The sequence below is a fragment of the Vibrio sp. 10N.286.48.F5 genome, from assembly GCF_041469785.1.
GTDB lineage: Bacteria > Pseudomonadota > Gammaproteobacteria > Enterobacterales > Vibrionaceae > Vibrio > Vibrio crassostreae_C.
Map to the genome: position 1 here is coordinate 199,791 of NZ_JBFRLG010000006.1, position 17,933 is coordinate 217,723.

The following is a 17,933-nucleotide window of genomic DNA, read 5'->3' on the forward strand; positions in this document are numbered from 1 at the left end:
CATAAACAAAAAACCTCTGCCAAGACAGAGGATTTTTGTTTTTAAAAGTTATGCGTGAAAACTAGCGGTTCTCAAAGCGGTTGTAATCCAACAGGCCGAACTCGATAGGTTGCGCTTGTTGATACCAGCGATGGACACGGTCACTGAACGGCCAAAACTCCGGAGAGCTGCGTCGTACAGCAAACTTATCAAGTAACGCCACGTAGTCTTCTTCCGTGTTCAAGTTCTGTAGCGTTTTAACCAGAGTCGGAATGTCGCTTTCGGTTAATGATAGGTAAGCCGCAGGGTAGCTACCGACAACGCCTCTTACGAGGGTTAGGTCATCATTGGCGTAATCACGGTTACCTTCTTCATTAAACAGGCTCGAAATGTTGCTGTGAGCGTTGTTGTGAATCATGGTGAACAGTTGCTCTTCGCCGTTTTCGCCTTCAATCATGATCATCACTAATTGAGGCACATGACGCAGGCCTTCGCCCTTTATCAAATTCACTTGGTTAAGCAGTGCTTCATTCTTCCTACCAAAACCTGTTTCAACAATCTCAAAGCGATTATCGAGAACAGGTGCGAGCTTATCTTTGATCATATCAAGCAGTTCGTGTTTCGGATCCGCCGTTTTGTAAACCACGCTGGTCGGCTGATCAAAAGGTGCAATGTTTCGCTGCAAATAGTCACTCAGTTGTGCGCTTTGGTTCTGGTACCAACTAGAGTGTTCAATGTGACGAACGTCTTTAGGAAGAAGGCTTAAGAAGTTACTCTCACCTTCAAGACGCAAGAAGTCCATGAACATGCGTGTAATCAGCTGGTGGCCAAAGTTGCCGTAAACATCGAAGCCTGCAACGAGAAGATAATGAATACGCTCTAGAAGAGCATAATCAAGAATCCACGCAGTCTTAGGTTGCGTGCCAACTAACCCTTGTACAACAGAGGCGCTATCGAAGTGCCTAAAGACGGTGAGAGCAGCATTCGGGTTGATGCCATCGCCATCCCAAATGATGCCAGTGTCTAGGTGGACGCCACTCTCGAACCATTGGTTAGTGAAGTCTGATTTCGCGTTTAGGTATTGCGCTTGTTGCTTTGCGTATCTTACCCAGTTGGTCACAGGTACGGTGTTACTTTTTAGTTCGCTAGGCAGCTTTAAGTTTTTCTTTTGACTTGCGTAGAAGGCGTTGATTTCCGGAACATCGGCTTTCTCTGGGTCGATGAAGAAAACCCAAAAACGGTCGTTAATTACGTTCAAGGCAAGTTGACCACGACACACAGGTCCTTTGATGTAGGCCATGATGGTGTTTTGCGCGTTATCTAACATGAAGTTGAAGCGCGAGTTTACTGGCAGTGCTTCAAACGAAGTCATTGGGTTAGCTGAAACATCGATGTCGTAACTAGGTAGTTGTTTTACTTCGTAATTTACGTCGACAAACCAGGTATTCCACTTTTGTAGACGCTCTTTATTAAGTGCGAAAGGCATGTGCGTTTTGTCGACGATAGTGCCTTGTTTTGGAATCAGACGGTAGTAAACACGGTCTACTTTTGGATCGTCATAAGGGCGACGAGTCGTGATGCGCTGTACCGCTTCACCTGGTGGTGTTGCAGAGCGAACAACAGTGAAGAAGCGTGTTGGCTGAGCTAAATCAGAAAAATAGACATGAGATAAAAACAGGTGCTCGTAGATGTAACGTGCTGAAAGTTGACTCTTATTGTCACTCTTGTTTAAAAAGCTTTCGTAGACATTAACGAGCTCTTGTTCTGCATCAGTCAATGGAATGTGGTCGTTCATTAACGCGCCATTTTCCAACCAACTCATTAAAGTCGCGTATTCGGTTTTGTCTAAGTTTGGCATCCCATAAGGCATTCCCCAAGTTGGGTAATCTCTCTCGTATTGAGCGTATTCTTCAATGGTTGGGCACTGTTGGTCGCGATCGATTGAAAAGTCGAAACCTTCAAGCTGGGTTTGATCGGGCAGAGGGTGATTCTCTTTCTGGATCAACATACGAGAAACAAGACCAGCATCGAGGTTAGCCGTTGAGTTTTGCATGCGCTCATTGAGGACAGGATGAAAATCCGCATCGCGCCACTCTTGCGTGGTTAAAGCATCTTCAAACAAGCGAGTAGGGGCTGATGCCGTTAAGCGGGTGCCTTGATAAACGAGTGCCTTGCTCGCGCCTCGGTCTATACCTTCCACTGAAGACATTTTGAGTTGGCAAGGGGCGTCATAACAAGCGTGACAAACCACGCATCGGTTATCAATGATGGGCTTTACTTCGTCAATGAAGTGCTGCGCTTGAGCTGAAAGAATAGGTGCTTGGCGATCGCGTACTTGTTGTTCACCAAACAGTTCGTCGAAGTTTAAACCCGCGTAGACGGCACAACCTGAGAAGACGCTAACAAAAGCTAAAATGAAGAGTTTTTTCAAATTCATACGTATTTAAATATTAGGCATTTTCTATAATTATATCGAAAATGATTGAAAATGCTCATGTTCTAACAATTTTGTAGACAAGATCTTGATGGGACGAGTGACTTGTCGATGCGCGTCACTCGCTAGTGCTCAGAAATTGGTGTTTAGACTTAGCTAGATTTAAGTCCCAAGAGCTGAAAGCTAGCAGTTAAGAGTTAAGAGTTAAGAGTTAAGAGTTAAGAGTTAAGAGCTAAGACTCATTGATTGACGTAACAAACAGAGAAGGGGACAGACAATCGCTCAAACTCTTTGATCCAGCGCCACTGGTTGTCTTGCAGTTTATCGCCAGGGCCTTTGACTTCAATCCAATGAAACTCATCGCCCTTGAACGCAATCAAATCCGGCATCCCAGTTCTAAATAGCTTTAAGTCACTCAATATCACTTTGAAGAGGTCTACAACCAAGGCATTTGGAATTGAAGCCATGCCGTGTTCGATGAGTGCTTTAGGAAAATAATTCCAATGAACAAAGGGGTTCGCGATACCTTGCTTTTCATCGTAAGTATCAAGAAAATGGTTCAGCCCATGTTTGGATATCGTTTGAAACACGGCTTCAATCTGTTCGGCTCGCTTGTCTACGAAATCTGAATGGTACAGATCCAATGGTCGATGTTGGTAACGATTGATAAAGGCGCCTTCAACGTCTGCGAAAATGACATCCCAGAAAGCCAAACCAAACAAGCCACACAGAAAACTGTTTTCTGAAAAGTAGACGTCCCAACCTTGGTTCTCAAAATGCTGCTTTACCGCAAGCTCGACTCGAGTTTGGCTGAGGTCTAATTCCAGTTTTAACTCTTTGCAGCTCGGCTTTATGGTTCGTGAAACTTTGTGCCCCTGTTTCCGTAGCAGCCGGTCTTCAAGCTTAATAGCGATTTCCAACTCTGACACATCCGATGGAGTAGCTTTCATTTGCGTGACAATGTCACACATTAAGTCTAGCGTACCTTGCTTATCATAGATGCGTGCAAGTCGTTCTCTGCTCGGAGGAAGTGTAGATTGTCTGAACCAAAAGATAGCTTGGTCGTTTAGATTAAGCCTTTCAAGATCGCGAGCAATATCATTGATCAAACGCGATCGTTTTCTGGCAATACTTCTGTGTTCTGATTCTTCAGGAATCGCATTTAAAAGCAGTTCCAGAAACTCGCCATCTTTGCGGTCACCTTCTGAATAAAAGCGTTGAATATCGCGCATCTGGATTAATTGATTGAGCTGATCCCTAGAGGTGAAGAAGCGGTGTTGCTTGCTTAATGGGTAGTTCTCAAAGGTGTTTAGCCCAAGGTCGCTTAACACGAACTGACTTAAGTCTTGATAGGTGTTGGCAAAGAACAGCAACAGTAATACATCAATCACTTGAGATTCGATGACGTAAATACAGTCGAAAGAGAGGTTTTGAAATTGATCAAAAGGTTGCTGATCAAGCCGTAACAACAGCTCGTCTTTCTTGGCATTTCTATGGCTCTTAAGGGCGGGGAATACACTCAACAGCTCTGGTTTGGTGAGCAAGTGAAACCCGAGCTCGACCTCACTAATGGCGAGGTCATGCTGTTCTTCGGGATGACTCAACCCAATGAAGCCTGAGCTGTTTAGCTCTTGCAGTACGGTCTTTAGATCTGGGATCTCAACATAGTTGAGTTTATCGCTGCGAAACCAACGGCCTTTACGAGAAAGCAAACGAACCATTAGGCATTGGCTTGAAACAGAAAGACGTTTGTATGCGGACAACCAACGACATTCATCATCACTCAGAAGATCGGGGTAGAGCGTTTGAGCGTGTTCAACCAGTCGATTGAAGTTGTCGAGATAATAAGTGGGGGAGAGCTGAAGAGTGGTTTCGGTCGTCAATGGAGAAGTCGCTTGATACAAAAAGAGCCTAACCCTAAGGTTAAGCTCTTCAGTAACAAATTCAATCTTTTCTGTTGATTAAGCTTGTGATGCTTTTAGTTCAGCAACTTTAGCTTCAGAGATTGGTTTAGTGATGATTGCTAGAACAATACACACTGCCATCATAACTGCAGAGATTGTGTAAGCTAGGCCGTAACCTTCGCCGTTTGACATTGAGAAGCCAACAACTGCTGCACCGATAGCGCCGCCGATACCCCATGCCGTGTAAAGCACGCCGTAGTTAGTACCGTAGTTTTTCAGGCCGTAGAACTCAGCAGTTAGTGTTGGGAATACTGCTAGAAGCGTACCGTAACCAACCGCTGCGATAGCCGTACCAATGATTAGCGTGAATTCAGAGTTGAACGTAGCGAATAGAGCCATGTTCGCGCCTTGAAGGATGAACGCTAGAAGTAGAGTACGTACGCCACCGATTTTATCTGCAAGCATACCCGCAGCAACACGGCCGCCTGAGTTGAATACTGCAAGGATAGACGCTAGGTAAACTGCGTTTGGCAGGTTAGCTTGAACGCTAGCAATTGTAGTGATGTTACCGATGATCATTAGACCAACAGATGCAGCGAATGCGTACATGATCCATAGAGAGTAGAACTGAGGAGTCTTCAGCATTACTTTCCAAGTTAGGTCTTCAGTCTTCTTAACCGCTTTAGGAGCTTGGCCTGCTTTTACTTTAGGCTCAGCTGGCGTGTAATCCGCTGGTGGGTTGTTGATTGTTGCTGCTAGAGGTACTGCGATTGCAAGTACACCAACACCAAGAATCATAAAGCTAGTTTGGATACCCATGCTGTCGATTAGCGCAGAAGTTACTGGTGCTAGGTAAATAGCCGCAAGACCGAAGCCTGCTGCGATAAGACCGTTAACCATACCTTTCTTAGAAGAGTGGAACCACTTCATTGCTGATGGAGACAGACATGCGTAACCGAAGCCGATACCTGCACCTGTTATAATACCGAACGTGATGTTCAGCATCATAGGCGTTGTAGCGAAACCAGAAGCAATCATACCTAGGCCTGTAAGCGCTGTACCTAGGATAAGGATCTTACGTGGACCCATACGGTCTTGTAGGATGCCCGCAACAAGAAGACAAACAGAGAATGTGATAGTTGCAATAGCGTAAGGTGAAGATGCTTCAGCAGCACTCCAACCAGCTTCAGTTACTAGCGCTTTGTTAAATACACTCCAAGCATACAGGATGCCAAGACAAAGGTTGATACAGAAGCCTGCTAGCAGGATACGTGTTGCTTTATCAATCTTGCTCATTTTTATTCTCAGTTTTGTCATCGGTTAGTGGAGAGCCACTTAACTAAAGACGGGTTATTGTGATTGTTTCTTCAAAATTAGTTTGCGTTTATCAACAGATAGCGCAAAAGAGCGCGGATTATAACCAATTAAAATGTGATTGGAATCTCTTTTTCCATTTTTGGTAAATTAAATTCAATTTGTTAATAAGTTGTTTTTCATTGGTTTTTGAAATGTTTTTAACACCTCTCTATTTTGTTCTTTTTCGCTCTGTCTTCTTATTATTTCAGGGATTTTGAGGTGATGGTTTTTGAATAGACGCGTATTGCGTGCGGATATCACAGAGTTACAAATAATTTTAATTAATTTCCAAGGTTAAATTTGTGTAACAAAATAAATCGTAACAGCGCTTTGCTCATATGAGACAAGGAGTAACGGAGTTTTATTAAAAACAGAATGTTAAGTAATTGTTAAGGGTGATTTTTGTTAGTACTTTTGCTTACATTTTGTTCGATTGGAGGGGTTGTGTTGTCCGTAAAAAGTGGGAAAATAGTATGCAAACTGAGATTCCAAATTTGAAAGGATGCGTTTCCAACTTATGGTGAGGCGAGTATTATGAAACTGTTTTTAATTTTATTGATGTCAATTTCTGGTGGTGTAGCGGCAGCTGACCATATTCACTCTTTCCTATTCGGCTTCTATGTTGCGGCTCTAGCAGTTGGTAGTTGCTACTGGCTTGCATTCCGCAGTACGCGTTTCCCACAGTTGGCATTAGTGCTATTGATGTGTGGCTTTTTTGCGAAAATTGCAGTGACTGTTATCGGTGTTTCTTGGGGTATCTCGAACGATATCATTCAATCGCCGTTCATTTTCTCATTGTCATACCTGTTCTTCTTAGTGGTTGTGTCTTACGTTTGGTTTGCATACCGCGATAAATTGACGCTAAAACAGCGCGCTAAGAAGGTAGAAGAGTCTCGCAAGCAAGCGGCAGCATAATTCGATTTGATTCTTAAAAAGCCTTCTTCGGAAGGCTTTTTTGATCCTGCCTACCTGAACTCTATTATTTGGTTATGACGGCAGATAAAAGAAACCCCAGTATGGTGACATACTGGGGTTACTTGTTATGTATCTATTATCTAGCAGTTACCATCTACCAAAGACTACTCTGAAGGTGTGTTATTTCTTCATCATCTTAGCGAGATCGGCGAACGGGTTGTGTGTCGCTGACTGATGATCATCTAAACTCGCTTTTGCATCCACACCATAACGCTCATGGTCAGTGTATTTTGAATGCTCATGATCGTGACAGTACAGGCACAGTAGCTCCCAGTTGCTGCCATCTTCAGGGTTGTTTGTATGGTCGTGATCCACGTGGTGAACGGTAAGCTCTCGGAGGTTTGAGTAAACAAATTCGCGCGCACATTTACCACAAACCCAAGGGTACAGTTTTAGTGCTTTTTCGCGGTAGCCTTTCTCTTGGCGAGCATACGCTGCACTCGAACCTGTGAAATCAGAAGACATTGCCAAATCCTTATCAATTGTAATATCCCGATTTTATCACAGCTTTCTTGAAGCTGTCGGTATGTCGTTCGTAAAATCATTGCTAAATGATGCAGTGGACTTATCGATATTAGATTGAAGTTTGAATACAGACTTACCTTCTACACACTAACGCTTAAGCGGGTTATGTCTTTCTGGAATAAGCCATGCTTAACAGTTTGAAAATAAATCGTATTCAGGGGTTTTAACCGCAGGCATGTGACCTAATATCAGTTTGTGAGACCCTATATTAATAAGGAAATATCATGTCAGAACAATACACTCCGCCAAAAGTTTGGGTTAACGATACTGCTGGTGGTAACAAGTGGGCAAACATCAATAGTCCTGAATCTGGAGCTCGCTTTGATAAAGAGCTTCCTGTTGGTGACCATGCTTTTCAATTGTATTCTCTTGGCACACCTAACGGTCAAAAAGTCACTATCTTGCTGGAAGAGTTGTTAGCGGCGGGTGTTAAAGAAGCTGAATATGATGCGTACTTGATCAACATCGGTGAGGCTGATCAGTTCTCTTCTGGCTTTGTTGGTGTAAACCCGAATTCGAAAATACCAGCACTTGTTGATAAGTCTGGTGACGAAGATGTGAATGTCTTTGAATCGGCATCCATCTTGATGCACTTGGCTGAAAAGTTTGGTCACTTTTTACCGAAAGAGGGCGCTGCTCGCACTCAAACATTAAATTGGTTGTTTTGGGCGCAAGGCTCTGCACCATTCCTAGGTGGTGGCTTTGGTCATTTCTACGCTTACGCCGATGAAAAGCAAGAATACCCAATTAACCGTTTTGCGATGGAAGTGAAACGTCAACTAGATGTATTAGACAAACAGTTAGCGAATAACACGTATGTGGCAGGCGAAGAGCTTAGTGTTGCAGATATCGCGATTTGGCCTTGGTATGGCAACCTTGTACTAGGTAAAACATATGATGCCGCTGAATTCCTTCAAGTTGAGTCGTACGCCAACGTAGTTCGCTGGGCGAAGCAACTAGAAGCGCGCGAAGGTTTCCAACGCGGTCGAGTGGTTAACCGTTCATTTGGCGAAGAGTGGGAGCAAGTACCAGAGCGCCATTCTGCAGAAGACATTGACCGTGTTTTAAAGCTTAAGCCTTAGTTCTTTTTTGAACGTGTTTTTGGCAGATATACCCTATCGGTCTTAATGTTAATGGCTAATTGAAACGCCATATCTCAATCGAGATATGGCGTTTTTCCGTTTTAAGGTAGGGAGAGGTTTTGTAATTGGAATGAGAGTCTCAATTATCATTTTGTTTTTTTATTCAATCGCTTATGAGTAATGGTCTTTGTGGTTAAGACAAAAAACGATAGTCATCGAGGTGGAGTAAATCTATAAGATAACGGTCCACTTTAAATTACGACTAACTTCGCTCAATGAAAAAAAACTTAATTGCGTTGGCTATCATATCCACGGCTCTTTTAGGGTGTAATCACGACTCACTAAGCTATAGTGGTGGCCCTGATACGGCTCCTCCAACAGATATTGTACCACCAACGGACATTCTTCCTCCGACAGATATTGTTCCACCAACGGATATTCTTCCGCCGACTGACATTATCCCACCGACGGATATTATTCCTCCAACGACTTATATAGGTACGTTACTGTCGAGTGGAAATATCGTATCAGGCGATGTGTATTGTGATGGTATCCGCCTTGAAACTGGCTCGTTCAGTGTGAATCAAGGAGTAAGTTTTAGTTGTACACTGGGTCATCTCACTTTAGGTGATTTCACTGCTCCTCTCCCTGAAGTCACAGAAAGCACGATTTCAAATGATGCGCTTCATGCGGCATTTGAGTTGACAGAATTACATGGAGACAACGTTACCAAGGTACTCGAATCAATTGATGTTTGTGAGACTGAAAGTGCTATCTGTCTAAAAGAGCTGGATGCTTTTGATATTGAGGATGTGTTCTCGCAGCTTGATGATCAAGATGCTGTCGATGCGTACTTTTCATCGAAAGAAGAGGAGTCTACAGATGAAGTAGGTAAGGCTCCTAGTTCACACGTAGACACAACTGTTGTTCCTGCGGTTGACCCTAATGCGGACAATAACCTTAACGCTGGTTTTGTTTCTGCAGACGCGGAGTCTACCTATGCTTATAAGCCAAGTGTTGAAGGTAAGGTGTTAACTCGCAGTAAGCTTACAGACGCTAATGGTACGCCGATTTCTGGGATCAGTTTTGTTAGTCCTCAGTATGGTTTTGCGTCAGTAGAAAAGCGTGGTTCAGGTGACTTTGATGATTTGGATGCGAGTAATACGCCGATTTTGATCCTTCAGGCATACCCACCTAAGTTGGTTCAAGATGGCATGACTAACCAGTTTGTTGCTGACTTGGGTAACCCGAACTTAAACCAAGACGATATTACGGCTCTTATTAACTATGTTAATGACGGTGGCAATATCTTGTTTATGGATGCGATTCAAACGACTAATCCTGAACCTGTTGGACGCTTGGCAGATGCCGTAGGTGTATCTCTTGGTGGTGAAAACGTTACCCCGACAAACCAAGCTTTCTGCGGTAGCTCTTATTACTGCCAAGCACCGTACCCTAATCTTCACGTGAAGAGTGAAAAGGATATGGTGGTACTAGAGCGTTTTCAAGATAACCAAGGAGAACCTCCATTCACGGTCAATCAAGATGGTACGGTTGAGTGGCTCAAAGATGAGTCGAAGATTAAGTTTGAGATCCCGACTTATGAGGTTACTAAGTTAGACGCTGAAGGGAAGCCAGTGCTTGATGCGTCTGGTGTAACAGTAATGGAGAAAAAATCCGCACGTATCTTTGTTGAATCGGCAGAAGAGCGTGAAGCGGCGATCAAAGAACTGCAATCTGCATTTGTTGGAACTGATCTTTGTACAAACGATTATGAATATGAATTTAACTGTATTGAGACTCGTTCTGGAGACGGTGTTACTGTTCGTGGTGCTTATCATCGCGCAGACTTTGATCGCTATGAAGTAAGTGAAGCTGTTGTTGGTAGCATGGTTAAAGCGGCGAACTTGGGCACTAACTTTACGGCGCTTTATGAGCATGAAATTGACTATAGAACAAAAGGTACTCAAGGTAAGCGTCTGTCTAACAGCGAATTGAATCAAGCGTTTGATAACCTGTCTGTTTGGATGTGGAATGACAACGCATACCATTTTGAAACAGAAATACAAGATGAGTTGGGGTTCAAGCAGGCTGTTCAGTTCCTTAACTGTTATACAGAAGACTTACATCAAACAGACACAATGGATGCACAGTGTCCTGTTGACCTAAAAGCGTCGTTAGTCGCTAATGGAATGATTCATGGCGAAGGTGAGTTATCTGGGCAGTTGAATCCTAGCTATCCATTAAATTACATGGAGAAACCTCTGACTCGTATTATGTTGGGGCGCTCATTCTGGGATCATGAAATCGTTGTTGATACCACAATGTATCCGGGTCGAACTTCGGGGGCATCTTCGTCAAGTACGGTAATGGTTCAGACCAACGGTAAAGCGGTGACGTATTCGGCAGGAAACAATCAATCGACAGGTCTGTGGGCACCTCAATTACAAGAAGTAACCATTCAAGATGGCGTGGCAGCTATGATTACTGTGATGATCGCGGATGATCTTACAGGTAAGCCGAATCACGAAACGAGTTTGAAACGCCCTCCACGTATGCAAACCAGCTTTGACTACAATGGTTCGAGCTTAACTTTCAAGGTTCCATATGGTGGCCTTATTTACATTCAACCGAAAGTAAAAGAGCTTGGTGAAGTCTCGTTTAGCATTGATGGCGCGTTAAAAGCGGCTTGGTGGAAAGAGGGACAGTGGATTAACACTATTCAATCGGCAGACGCACCAATTGCAGAAATCGATACGGGTTCATTTATTTACACTACACCAATCAGGAATCTAGAATCCGCTGATTTGAACCAATTCGCAACAGATATGAATCGATTCGCTGAAGCGGCAAGTGACTTCTACGGGCGTGATGAGAAACAAAGCACTGGTTTACACCGTAGGTTCACTTATCCAGAACTGAATGCGTTCCGCCATCGTTTTGTGAATGACGTGCAGATTTCGATTGGCGCTGCTCACTCTGGCTACCCAGTGATGAATTCAAGCTTTAACGCAAATCGGACATACATTCCAACCAACCCTGTGAACGATTGGTTGTTGTGGCATGAAGTTGGTCACAACTTAGCATCAGCTCCTTTCCTTGCGGCTGGTAGTACAGAAGTGACCAATAACCTTCTTGCGTTGTATATGCAGGAGTTAGAGGGGCGCAATGCAAACCCTGAAATGGATCGTATTAAATCGGATATTAAGAAAGCACCTAAATGGCTAGAGCTTAATAATGAACATGCGTGGTCACATGGTGATGCAGGTTTACGATTAGTTATGTTTGGTCAGCTAAAAATCTGGGCAAAATCGAACTTTGCAATTGATGATTGGTATACACGCGGCGCAAGCCAATCTGATGTGTATGGTGAAGATGAAGGCTGGAACATGTTCAAACTTATGCACCGTAAAGCTCGAGGTGATAGAGAAGGCGACTCGAATACGAACTATTGTAGTGCTAGCGAGACTGGGCTTTCTGGTGGAGACCTAATGATGGTGTGCGCTTCTTATGTTTCAAACTATGACTTAAGTGACTTCTTTGAAGTTTGGAACGTGGGCGAAACGTCCATGACTAATGCTGATGGCACGAAGTCTTATAGTGGCGGAATTAGCTCTAAAGGTCTTAGTGCGGTTGAACAATTAAAACTAGAGAAACCAAACAACAGTCCTTTGAATGTTGATTCAATTTACTAACGCTAATTATTGCTAAAGCATTTTATAGCTTAAAAACAAACGCCACACTGAAACTACGTGTGGCGTTTTTGTTGGAATGCTCTAGAAATTTCAGCTAGATCAGTCTTCTACATGATGTTTAATACTTCGGCTGCCATTGGTTGAGTGTCCTTGCTAGAGAAAGCAGGTTAAACTGTTCGCATCATAATTCTAAAGGATGGTGCCATGTACCACGGTCATATCTATTTCCCTCTGCGATTTGCAGAGCAAGCAGAAACACTGCGTCGGAAAATTTTAGCGGAACGTAAAGATGTATTAGAGGTTTTCCCATTAATACAGCGTTTGGTTGGTCCACATAAGATGCCAATGTTTGAGATTCACTTTGCGAACAAAGAGTCGGGCATTGTTGAATGGCTTGAGCAAGAACGCGGTGATATGTCGGTGCTTATTCACCCTGTAACTGGCGGTGAAGAAACTTTGGATCACACAGTACGAGCGATCTGGCTTGGTCGTGAATTGGGTGTCTTTGAAGAAACGCTTACTAGCTAATCAAATATACCAATATTGCACTTAACTCATTCCGACCGGAAAATACATGAACAATAAAAAGGCTCCTCAAATGAGGAGCCTTTGTTTTAAGGAGCCGTTTTACCAAGAAACCGGTTATCAAGAGCCTCTGGTTATCGGGCTGAACCGTTAACCAGAGTAGGGGGATTAAGCCTCTGCCGTTACTTTAGAGCCGCTCATCTTTTTAAGTGCTGCGTAGCCAAAGCCTGTTACTAGCGTACCTGCTGCAATCGCTACTAGGTACATAAGTACTGGAGAGATAGCGCCAGGAATCAGTAGTACGAATAGACCGCCGTGTGGAGCCATTAGCTGTGCACCAAACATCATTGATAGAGCACCTGTTAGTGCACCACCTGCCATACAAGCTGGGATAACACGCATTGGATCTTTCGCTGCGAATGGGATTGCACCTTCAGAGATGAAACATAGGCCAAGAACGAATGATGCTTTACCTGCTTCACGCTCGCCTGCTTCAAACTTGTCTTTCACTAGGAAAGTCGCAAGGCCCATACCTAGAGCTGGAACCATACCTGCTGCCATGATAGCCGCCATTGGTGCGTAAGTTTGCGAAGCCAGTAGACCAACACCGAATGTGTAAGCGGCTTTGTTTACCGGACCACCAAGGTCGAAACACATCATTGCGCCTAGAATCACACCTAGAAGAATCGCATTAGACGTACCCATGTTGTTTAGGAAAGTTGTCATCGCGCTCATCACGCCAGAAACAGGACCACCTACGATGTAAACCATCACAAGACCAGTGAACAAACTCGCGATAAACGGAATGATCAGGATAGGCTTGAGGGCTTCCATGGACTGTGGAAGTTGAACCTTGTCGGCAATGAATTTCGCTGCGTAACCTGCAATGAAACCTGCCGCGATACCACCTAGGAAACCTGCGCCCGTTGAGCTAGCCAGCATACCGCCAATTAGACCTGGAGCCAGACCCGGACGGTCGGCAATCGAGAATGCAATGAAACCAGCAAGAACAGGAATCATCAGTGCGAATGCAGAACCACCACCGATAGTCATCAGTGCTGCTGCCAGTGTGCCTTCTTCTTTAAACGCTTCGATACCGAATACGAAAGAGAGTGCGATGATCAAACCACCCGCAACAACCACAGGAAGCATGTGAGATACACCTGTCATCAGGTGCTTGTACACGCCTTTCTTCTCGTCAGCAGGCGCTGAATTTGAAGACGCTGTGTGTTGGTATGGTTTAGCTTCTGCGAATGCTTTTTCCATCTCTTGCTTTGTTTTCTTCAAAGCAGGGCTTGTTGTAGTTTTGTACAGCGCTTTGCCGTTAAAACGATCCAGAGGAACGTCGATGTCTGCTGCGATGATAACTAGATCAGCGTCTGCGATTTCTTGGTCTGTCAGTTGGTTTTTCGCACCTACAGAGCCGCGAGTTTCCACTTTGATTTGGTGACCTAGGCGTTTGCCTTCTGCTTCAAGCGCTTCAGCTGCCATAAAGGTATGTGCAACACCCGTTGGGCAAGCCGTAATCGCTACGATCTTCTTGCTGCCTGTGCTTGCTGTTGTAGAAGAGTTTGGAGAGGTACCGGTCACTTCAACAGTGCTTTCAGCTTGAGAAGCGTCTAATACTGTTGCTTCTGCTACCGCTTTCTCTAGAAACGCTTTTGCATCTGCAGTGCATTCAGAGATAGCCGCTTGGTACACTTTCTTACCAACAAAACGTGCTTTATCAACATTTTTGTTAGCTGCGATAACTACAACGTCGCTGCTGTCGATAGCGTCTTGCGATACAGTTGAATCAGGTAACACGCTTGATTGACATTCAATAGCAGCGTTCCAACCTAGTGCTTTTGTCGCTTGCTCTAACAAGCCCGCGGCGATGATGCTGTTTGCTACGCCACTTGGGCAAGCTGTGATAATGGTAATATTCATAATAAACCTTTTGTCCTATTTGCTTGTGTCTAACTGGCTAGTTGGAGCACTAAGCGCCTGTAATTGGATATTTTGTAGTACTGAATCCAGCTCTTGTTGGCTGGTGATGCCCACGCCTACCTGTGAAACTGCTAGAGCAGATAGGGCGGTTGCGAATTTAATAAGTTCTGGTTTTGGCATCTGTTGCATTTGACCCCAACATAGACCAGCAACCAATGTGTCACCTGCGCCTACCGTGCTTACTACTTGCATGCGCGGTGGTTGAGCATGTAACCATTCACCTTGGTTAAGCCACATCACGCCTTCAGCGCCAAGTGATACCACGATATTCTCGATGCCTTTTTCACTTAGGGCTTGGCCCGCGTGTTGGCATTGGTCACGAGTTGTCAGCTCTGCATTGAACAGCTGAGACAGCTCTTCATCGTTTGGTTTGATTAACCATGGTTGTGCATTGATACCGGCTTTAAGTGCGTCACGGCTGCTATCAAATAGAACCTTCTTACCTAAATCGTGTAAGCGTTGAACCCAAGAAGCGCAAAGCTCAGGAGAGATACCTTGTGGCAAGCTGCCTGCAATGACGAAATAATCGTGCGTTTCAGCAAGTTCTAATAGGGTTTCTTCGAACGCTTTAATCGCGTCAGCATCAACAGGAACACCTGGGAAGTTGATGTCGCTTACTTGGCCTGAATTCTCTACCAATTTCACGTTAATGCGAGTTGCGCCATCAACACGGATGAAGCGGTCAGTTGCGCCCATCTGTTCAAACAGTTGGCAGAACGCTTCTTCGTTATTGCGACCAAGGAAACCTGTTACGGTCACTTTCGCGCCAAGCTCTGAAAGAACTTTTGCGACGTTTACGCCTTTGCCCGCTGCATGCAGAGAGCCTTTGTTTACTAGGCTAACTGAACCTACATTTAGTGCGTCGATAGCGCCTGTCAGGTCTAGAGCAGGGTTAAGCGTTACGGTAACGGCTTTGATTTGTTTATCAGACATATCGACTCCTTAACCTTCGCCAAGGCCTGAAGCGATAGCTTTACCAATCGATTCAAGTGCTTGTGCTGCATCGTCACCTTCAGCAACAAACTGAAGCTGGTGGCCGTGTTTAACGCCAAGCGCGATGACTTTCATCAAGCTCTTCGCGTTCACTTCTTTTCCGTCGCCATCTAGGTTTGAAACGCGGATCGTTGATTCAAACTTCTTCGCTTCAGCAACTAGCATTGCACCCGGACGAGCGTGTAGGCCGTGTGCGTTTTTGATTTTGAAGACTGCGCAGTTGTCGTCGTCTTGAGACGCTGTAGAAACCGCTTCACCTTTTAGAAGGCCAATCACTTGCGCTGCGTCAGCGGCTAACAGTTGTTGCTGTTTACCTTCAAAAACCATCTTGCTTAGGTTTGCCAGAATAGATTGGTGCGCGCTGTTACAAGCGGCGAATGCTACCAATGCTTTAACTGGTGTGCCTTCGTATTCACAATGGTTCGCTGTTGAAACGAAAGATACGCCAGTGCGAGTTACACCTTTGTCGCTGCCCAACAACCACAGGCCTTGGCCTAGGTGAGTTGGTGTTTTCGTTACTAGGTCAGCAACGAATGCGTTGTCTGTGCAACCTGTGTTCTTAAGTAGACCGCCCGCAACTGCAGACATTTGAATCATGTCGCTTGCAGGGAACAGTAGCTGAACTAAAGAAGCGTCTAGGTCGGCTTCAAGCTGAACTTCGCCGTTAAGTAGAGCGATGATTTCGTCTTCTGATTTAGCTTGCTTTAATTTCTCTTCAACACCGTCTGCCGCTAGAACCTTTGTTAGTTGCTTAAGAATGCCTAAGTGCTCGTCAGATTTCGCTGCAATACCAATTGCTACGTAAACACGGTTGCCGTCTGCCCAATCAATGCCTTCAGGGAAGTGGTGTACCGCAACGCCTGTCTCTTTTACTAGGCCACGCGTGTCAGTGGTTCCGTGAGGAATCGCGATGCCGTTACCTAGGAACGTAGAGTTCTGGTTTTCACGGTTCAGCATTCCTTCAACGTAACCAGAATCCACTAAGCCTTTCGCGGTTAGGTCGCTAGCAATGTTTTGGATTGCTTTGAATTTGTCTTCGGCAGTTTGGCCTAGAGTGATGTCAGATTTTGATAATTTAAGCATGGTGCCTCTTTAGCGTATCGCTTGAGAATTTGTGTATCGCTACGATTCAGTCTAGAGCAAGATTTATGGAGCTTAACTCTTTGTCTTATGCTTGCTGAATCGGTTCAGCATTCAGTGTAAAAAAATTCAGCAAAGCCGATTTTGGTTTTCAAAATAGTTTTGCTGCGTGTCGTAATTTCAGTTTCGTTAATAACGAGAAGTTGAATCACAACAAATGACGCTCAATCCATACAAAAGGATGATTGAAGTCACTTTTCAGATTTTGCTGAATCCTTTCAGCTTTTATACTGAATCGATTCAGCATATAATTCAACTAATCCGAGGATCAGATCATTGGTTATATGATCCTACGCACAAAATACAGGTCACCCATATGACACTTGATGAAATTGCTAAATTGGCTGGAGTATCGAAAACCACGGCCAGTTATGTCATCAACGGCAAGGCGCAGAAATACAGAATCAGTGAAAAGACTCAGCAGAAAGTCATGGCGGTTGTGGAAGAGTATAACTACCGACCAGACCATGCTGCTTCGTCGCTGCGTGCTGGTAATAGCCGTTCATTTGGTTTGATTATTCCTGATCTGGAAAACAGCAGTTATGCGCGTTTAGCAAAACTGATAGAGCAGAACTCACGTAAAGTGGGCTATCAGATTTTGATTGGCTGTTCAGATGATGACGCTGAAACCGAGCGAAAGGTCGCTGAAGCTTTGGTCAGTCGTCGTATTGATGCTTTGCTGGTGGCGAGCTCAATGCCAGACGCCAACGAGTTCTACTTGAAACTGCAAAACTCAGGTACCCCAGTAATTGCGATTGACCGTCCGTTAGACGATGAGCACTTTGCTTGCGTGATCAGTGAAGATTTCGAGGCTGCATTTGAACTGACCCACTCGATTCTCGATGACAGCATTCATAGTGTTGGCTTGATCGGTGCGTTACCTGACCTGAACATTTCACGTGAACGTCAGCTGGGTTTTGAAGCGGCGAATAAAGCACATACTCAACAAACAAGGCTAGCAGAAAACAAGCCGATGGTAGTGGGTTATGGAGAACACTTTGATAGAGAATCAGGGCGCGAGGTTTTTGAAGACTGGATAGCTAAAGGCACGGTGCCTGATGCGATTGTGACTATGTCTTACACTTTGTTAGAGGGTGTGTTGGATGTGATGGTTGAAAAGCCAGAGCTGATTAATCAAGTAAAACTGGCAACCTTTGGTGATAACCGACTGCTCGACTTCTTGCCTTTTAAAGTCCATTCACTGCCTCAGCAGTTTGAAGTAATTGCCGACAGCGCTTTTGCTTTGGCGCTGAATGCATCGGCTAAGCGTTACCAAGCTGGCATTGAACTCGTGCCAAGAAGCTTAGTGAAACGAGGCTAAACGCGGTTATATTAG

General features: G+C 44.6%; 12 protein-coding genes. 5 read left to right on the forward strand and 7 right to left on the reverse strand.

Annotated features, from left to right (window positions below; all coding sequences use genetic code 11):
- Window positions 1-61: 61 nt before the first annotated feature.
- The 3 genes from AB4185_RS06845 to AB4185_RS06855 form a co-directional block, all read right to left on the reverse strand.
- Window positions 62-2,416, reverse strand: a complete 2,355-nt coding sequence (locus AB4185_RS06845; protein WP_372058268.1) for a fatty acid cis/trans isomerase — start codon at window positions 2,414-2,416, stop codon at window positions 62-64.
- A 236-nt stretch (window positions 2,417-2,652) separates the two neighbouring features.
- Window positions 2,653-4,317, reverse strand: a complete 1,665-nt coding sequence (locus tag AB4185_RS06850) for a VRR-NUC domain-containing protein (protein WP_372135202.1) — start codon at window positions 4,315-4,317, stop codon at window positions 2,653-2,655.
- Window positions 4,318-4,374: 57 nt separating this feature from the next.
- Window positions 4,375-5,613 carry an OFA family MFS transporter gene (locus AB4185_RS06855; RefSeq protein ID WP_017067032.1) on the reverse strand — a complete coding sequence of 413 codons (1,239 nt, stop codon included), beginning with the start codon at window positions 5,611-5,613 and terminating at the stop codon, window positions 4,375-4,377.
- Window positions 5,614-6,207: 594 nt separating this feature from the next.
- Here AB4185_RS06855 and AB4185_RS06860 point away from each other — a divergent pair.
- Complete coding sequence (locus AB4185_RS06860) at window positions 6,208-6,588, forward strand: hypothetical protein (RefSeq protein WP_017064770.1); 381 nt, start codon at window positions 6,208-6,210, stop codon at window positions 6,586-6,588.
- Window positions 6,589-6,768: 180 nt separating this feature from the next.
- On the opposite strand, the gene AB4185_RS06865 is transcribed toward AB4185_RS06860, so the two are convergent.
- Window positions 6,769-7,113 carry a YajD family HNH nuclease gene (locus AB4185_RS06865; protein ID WP_017060876.1) on the reverse strand — a complete coding sequence of 115 codons (345 nt, stop codon included), beginning with the start codon at window positions 7,111-7,113 and terminating at the stop codon, window positions 6,769-6,771.
- A 284-nt stretch (window positions 7,114-7,397) separates the two neighbouring features.
- Between AB4185_RS06865 and yghU the strand changes: the two genes are divergently transcribed.
- From yghU to AB4185_RS06880, 3 genes are all read left to right on the forward strand, one after another.
- Window positions 7,398-8,255, forward strand: a complete 858-nt coding sequence (yghU, locus tag AB4185_RS06870) for a glutathione-dependent disulfide-bond oxidoreductase (protein WP_372058266.1) — start codon at window positions 7,398-7,400, stop codon at window positions 8,253-8,255.
- A gap of 275 nt (window positions 8,256-8,530) precedes the next feature.
- Entirely contained in the window at window positions 8,531-11,950 is a 3,420-nt protein-coding gene (locus AB4185_RS06875; protein ID WP_372135204.1) for an SslE/AcfD family lipoprotein zinc metalloprotease, read from the forward strand.
- Between the two features lie 204 nt (window positions 11,951-12,154).
- Window positions 12,155-12,478 carry a DOPA 4,5-dioxygenase family protein gene (locus tag AB4185_RS06880; protein ID WP_372100279.1) on the forward strand — a complete coding sequence of 108 codons (324 nt, stop codon included), beginning with the start codon at window positions 12,155-12,157 and terminating at the stop codon, window positions 12,476-12,478.
- A gap of 165 nt (window positions 12,479-12,643) precedes the next feature.
- On the opposite strand, the gene fruA is transcribed toward AB4185_RS06880, so the two are convergent.
- Genes fruA through fruB form a run of 3 tightly spaced genes read right to left on the reverse strand, consistent with a single transcriptional unit; the run spans window position 12,644 to window position 16,540 of the window.
- Entirely contained in the window at window positions 12,644-14,404 is a 1,761-nt protein-coding gene (fruA, locus tag AB4185_RS06885; protein WP_102428326.1) for a PTS fructose transporter subunit IIBC, read from the reverse strand.
- Window positions 14,405-14,419: 15 nt separating this feature from the next.
- Window positions 14,420-15,397 (reverse strand): 1-phosphofructokinase, encoded by a 978-nt coding sequence (pfkB, locus tag AB4185_RS06890; protein WP_372135206.1) that lies wholly within the window; start codon window positions 15,395-15,397, stop codon window positions 14,420-14,422.
- Between the two features lie 9 nt (window positions 15,398-15,406).
- Window positions 15,407-16,540: a fused PTS fructose transporter subunit IIA/HPr protein gene (fruB, locus tag AB4185_RS06895; RefSeq protein ID WP_372135208.1), complete on the reverse strand. Its 1,134-nt coding sequence runs from the start codon at window positions 16,538-16,540 to the stop codon at window positions 15,407-15,409.
- 373 nt (window positions 16,541-16,913) lie between these two features.
- Here fruB and cra point away from each other — a divergent pair, with 373 nt between their 5' ends.
- Window positions 16,914-17,918 carry a catabolite repressor/activator gene (gene cra, locus AB4185_RS06900; RefSeq protein ID WP_017067037.1) on the forward strand — a complete coding sequence of 335 codons (1,005 nt, stop codon included), beginning with the start codon at window positions 16,914-16,916 and terminating at the stop codon, window positions 17,916-17,918.
- The last annotated feature ends 15 nt before the right edge of the window (window positions 17,919-17,933 follow it).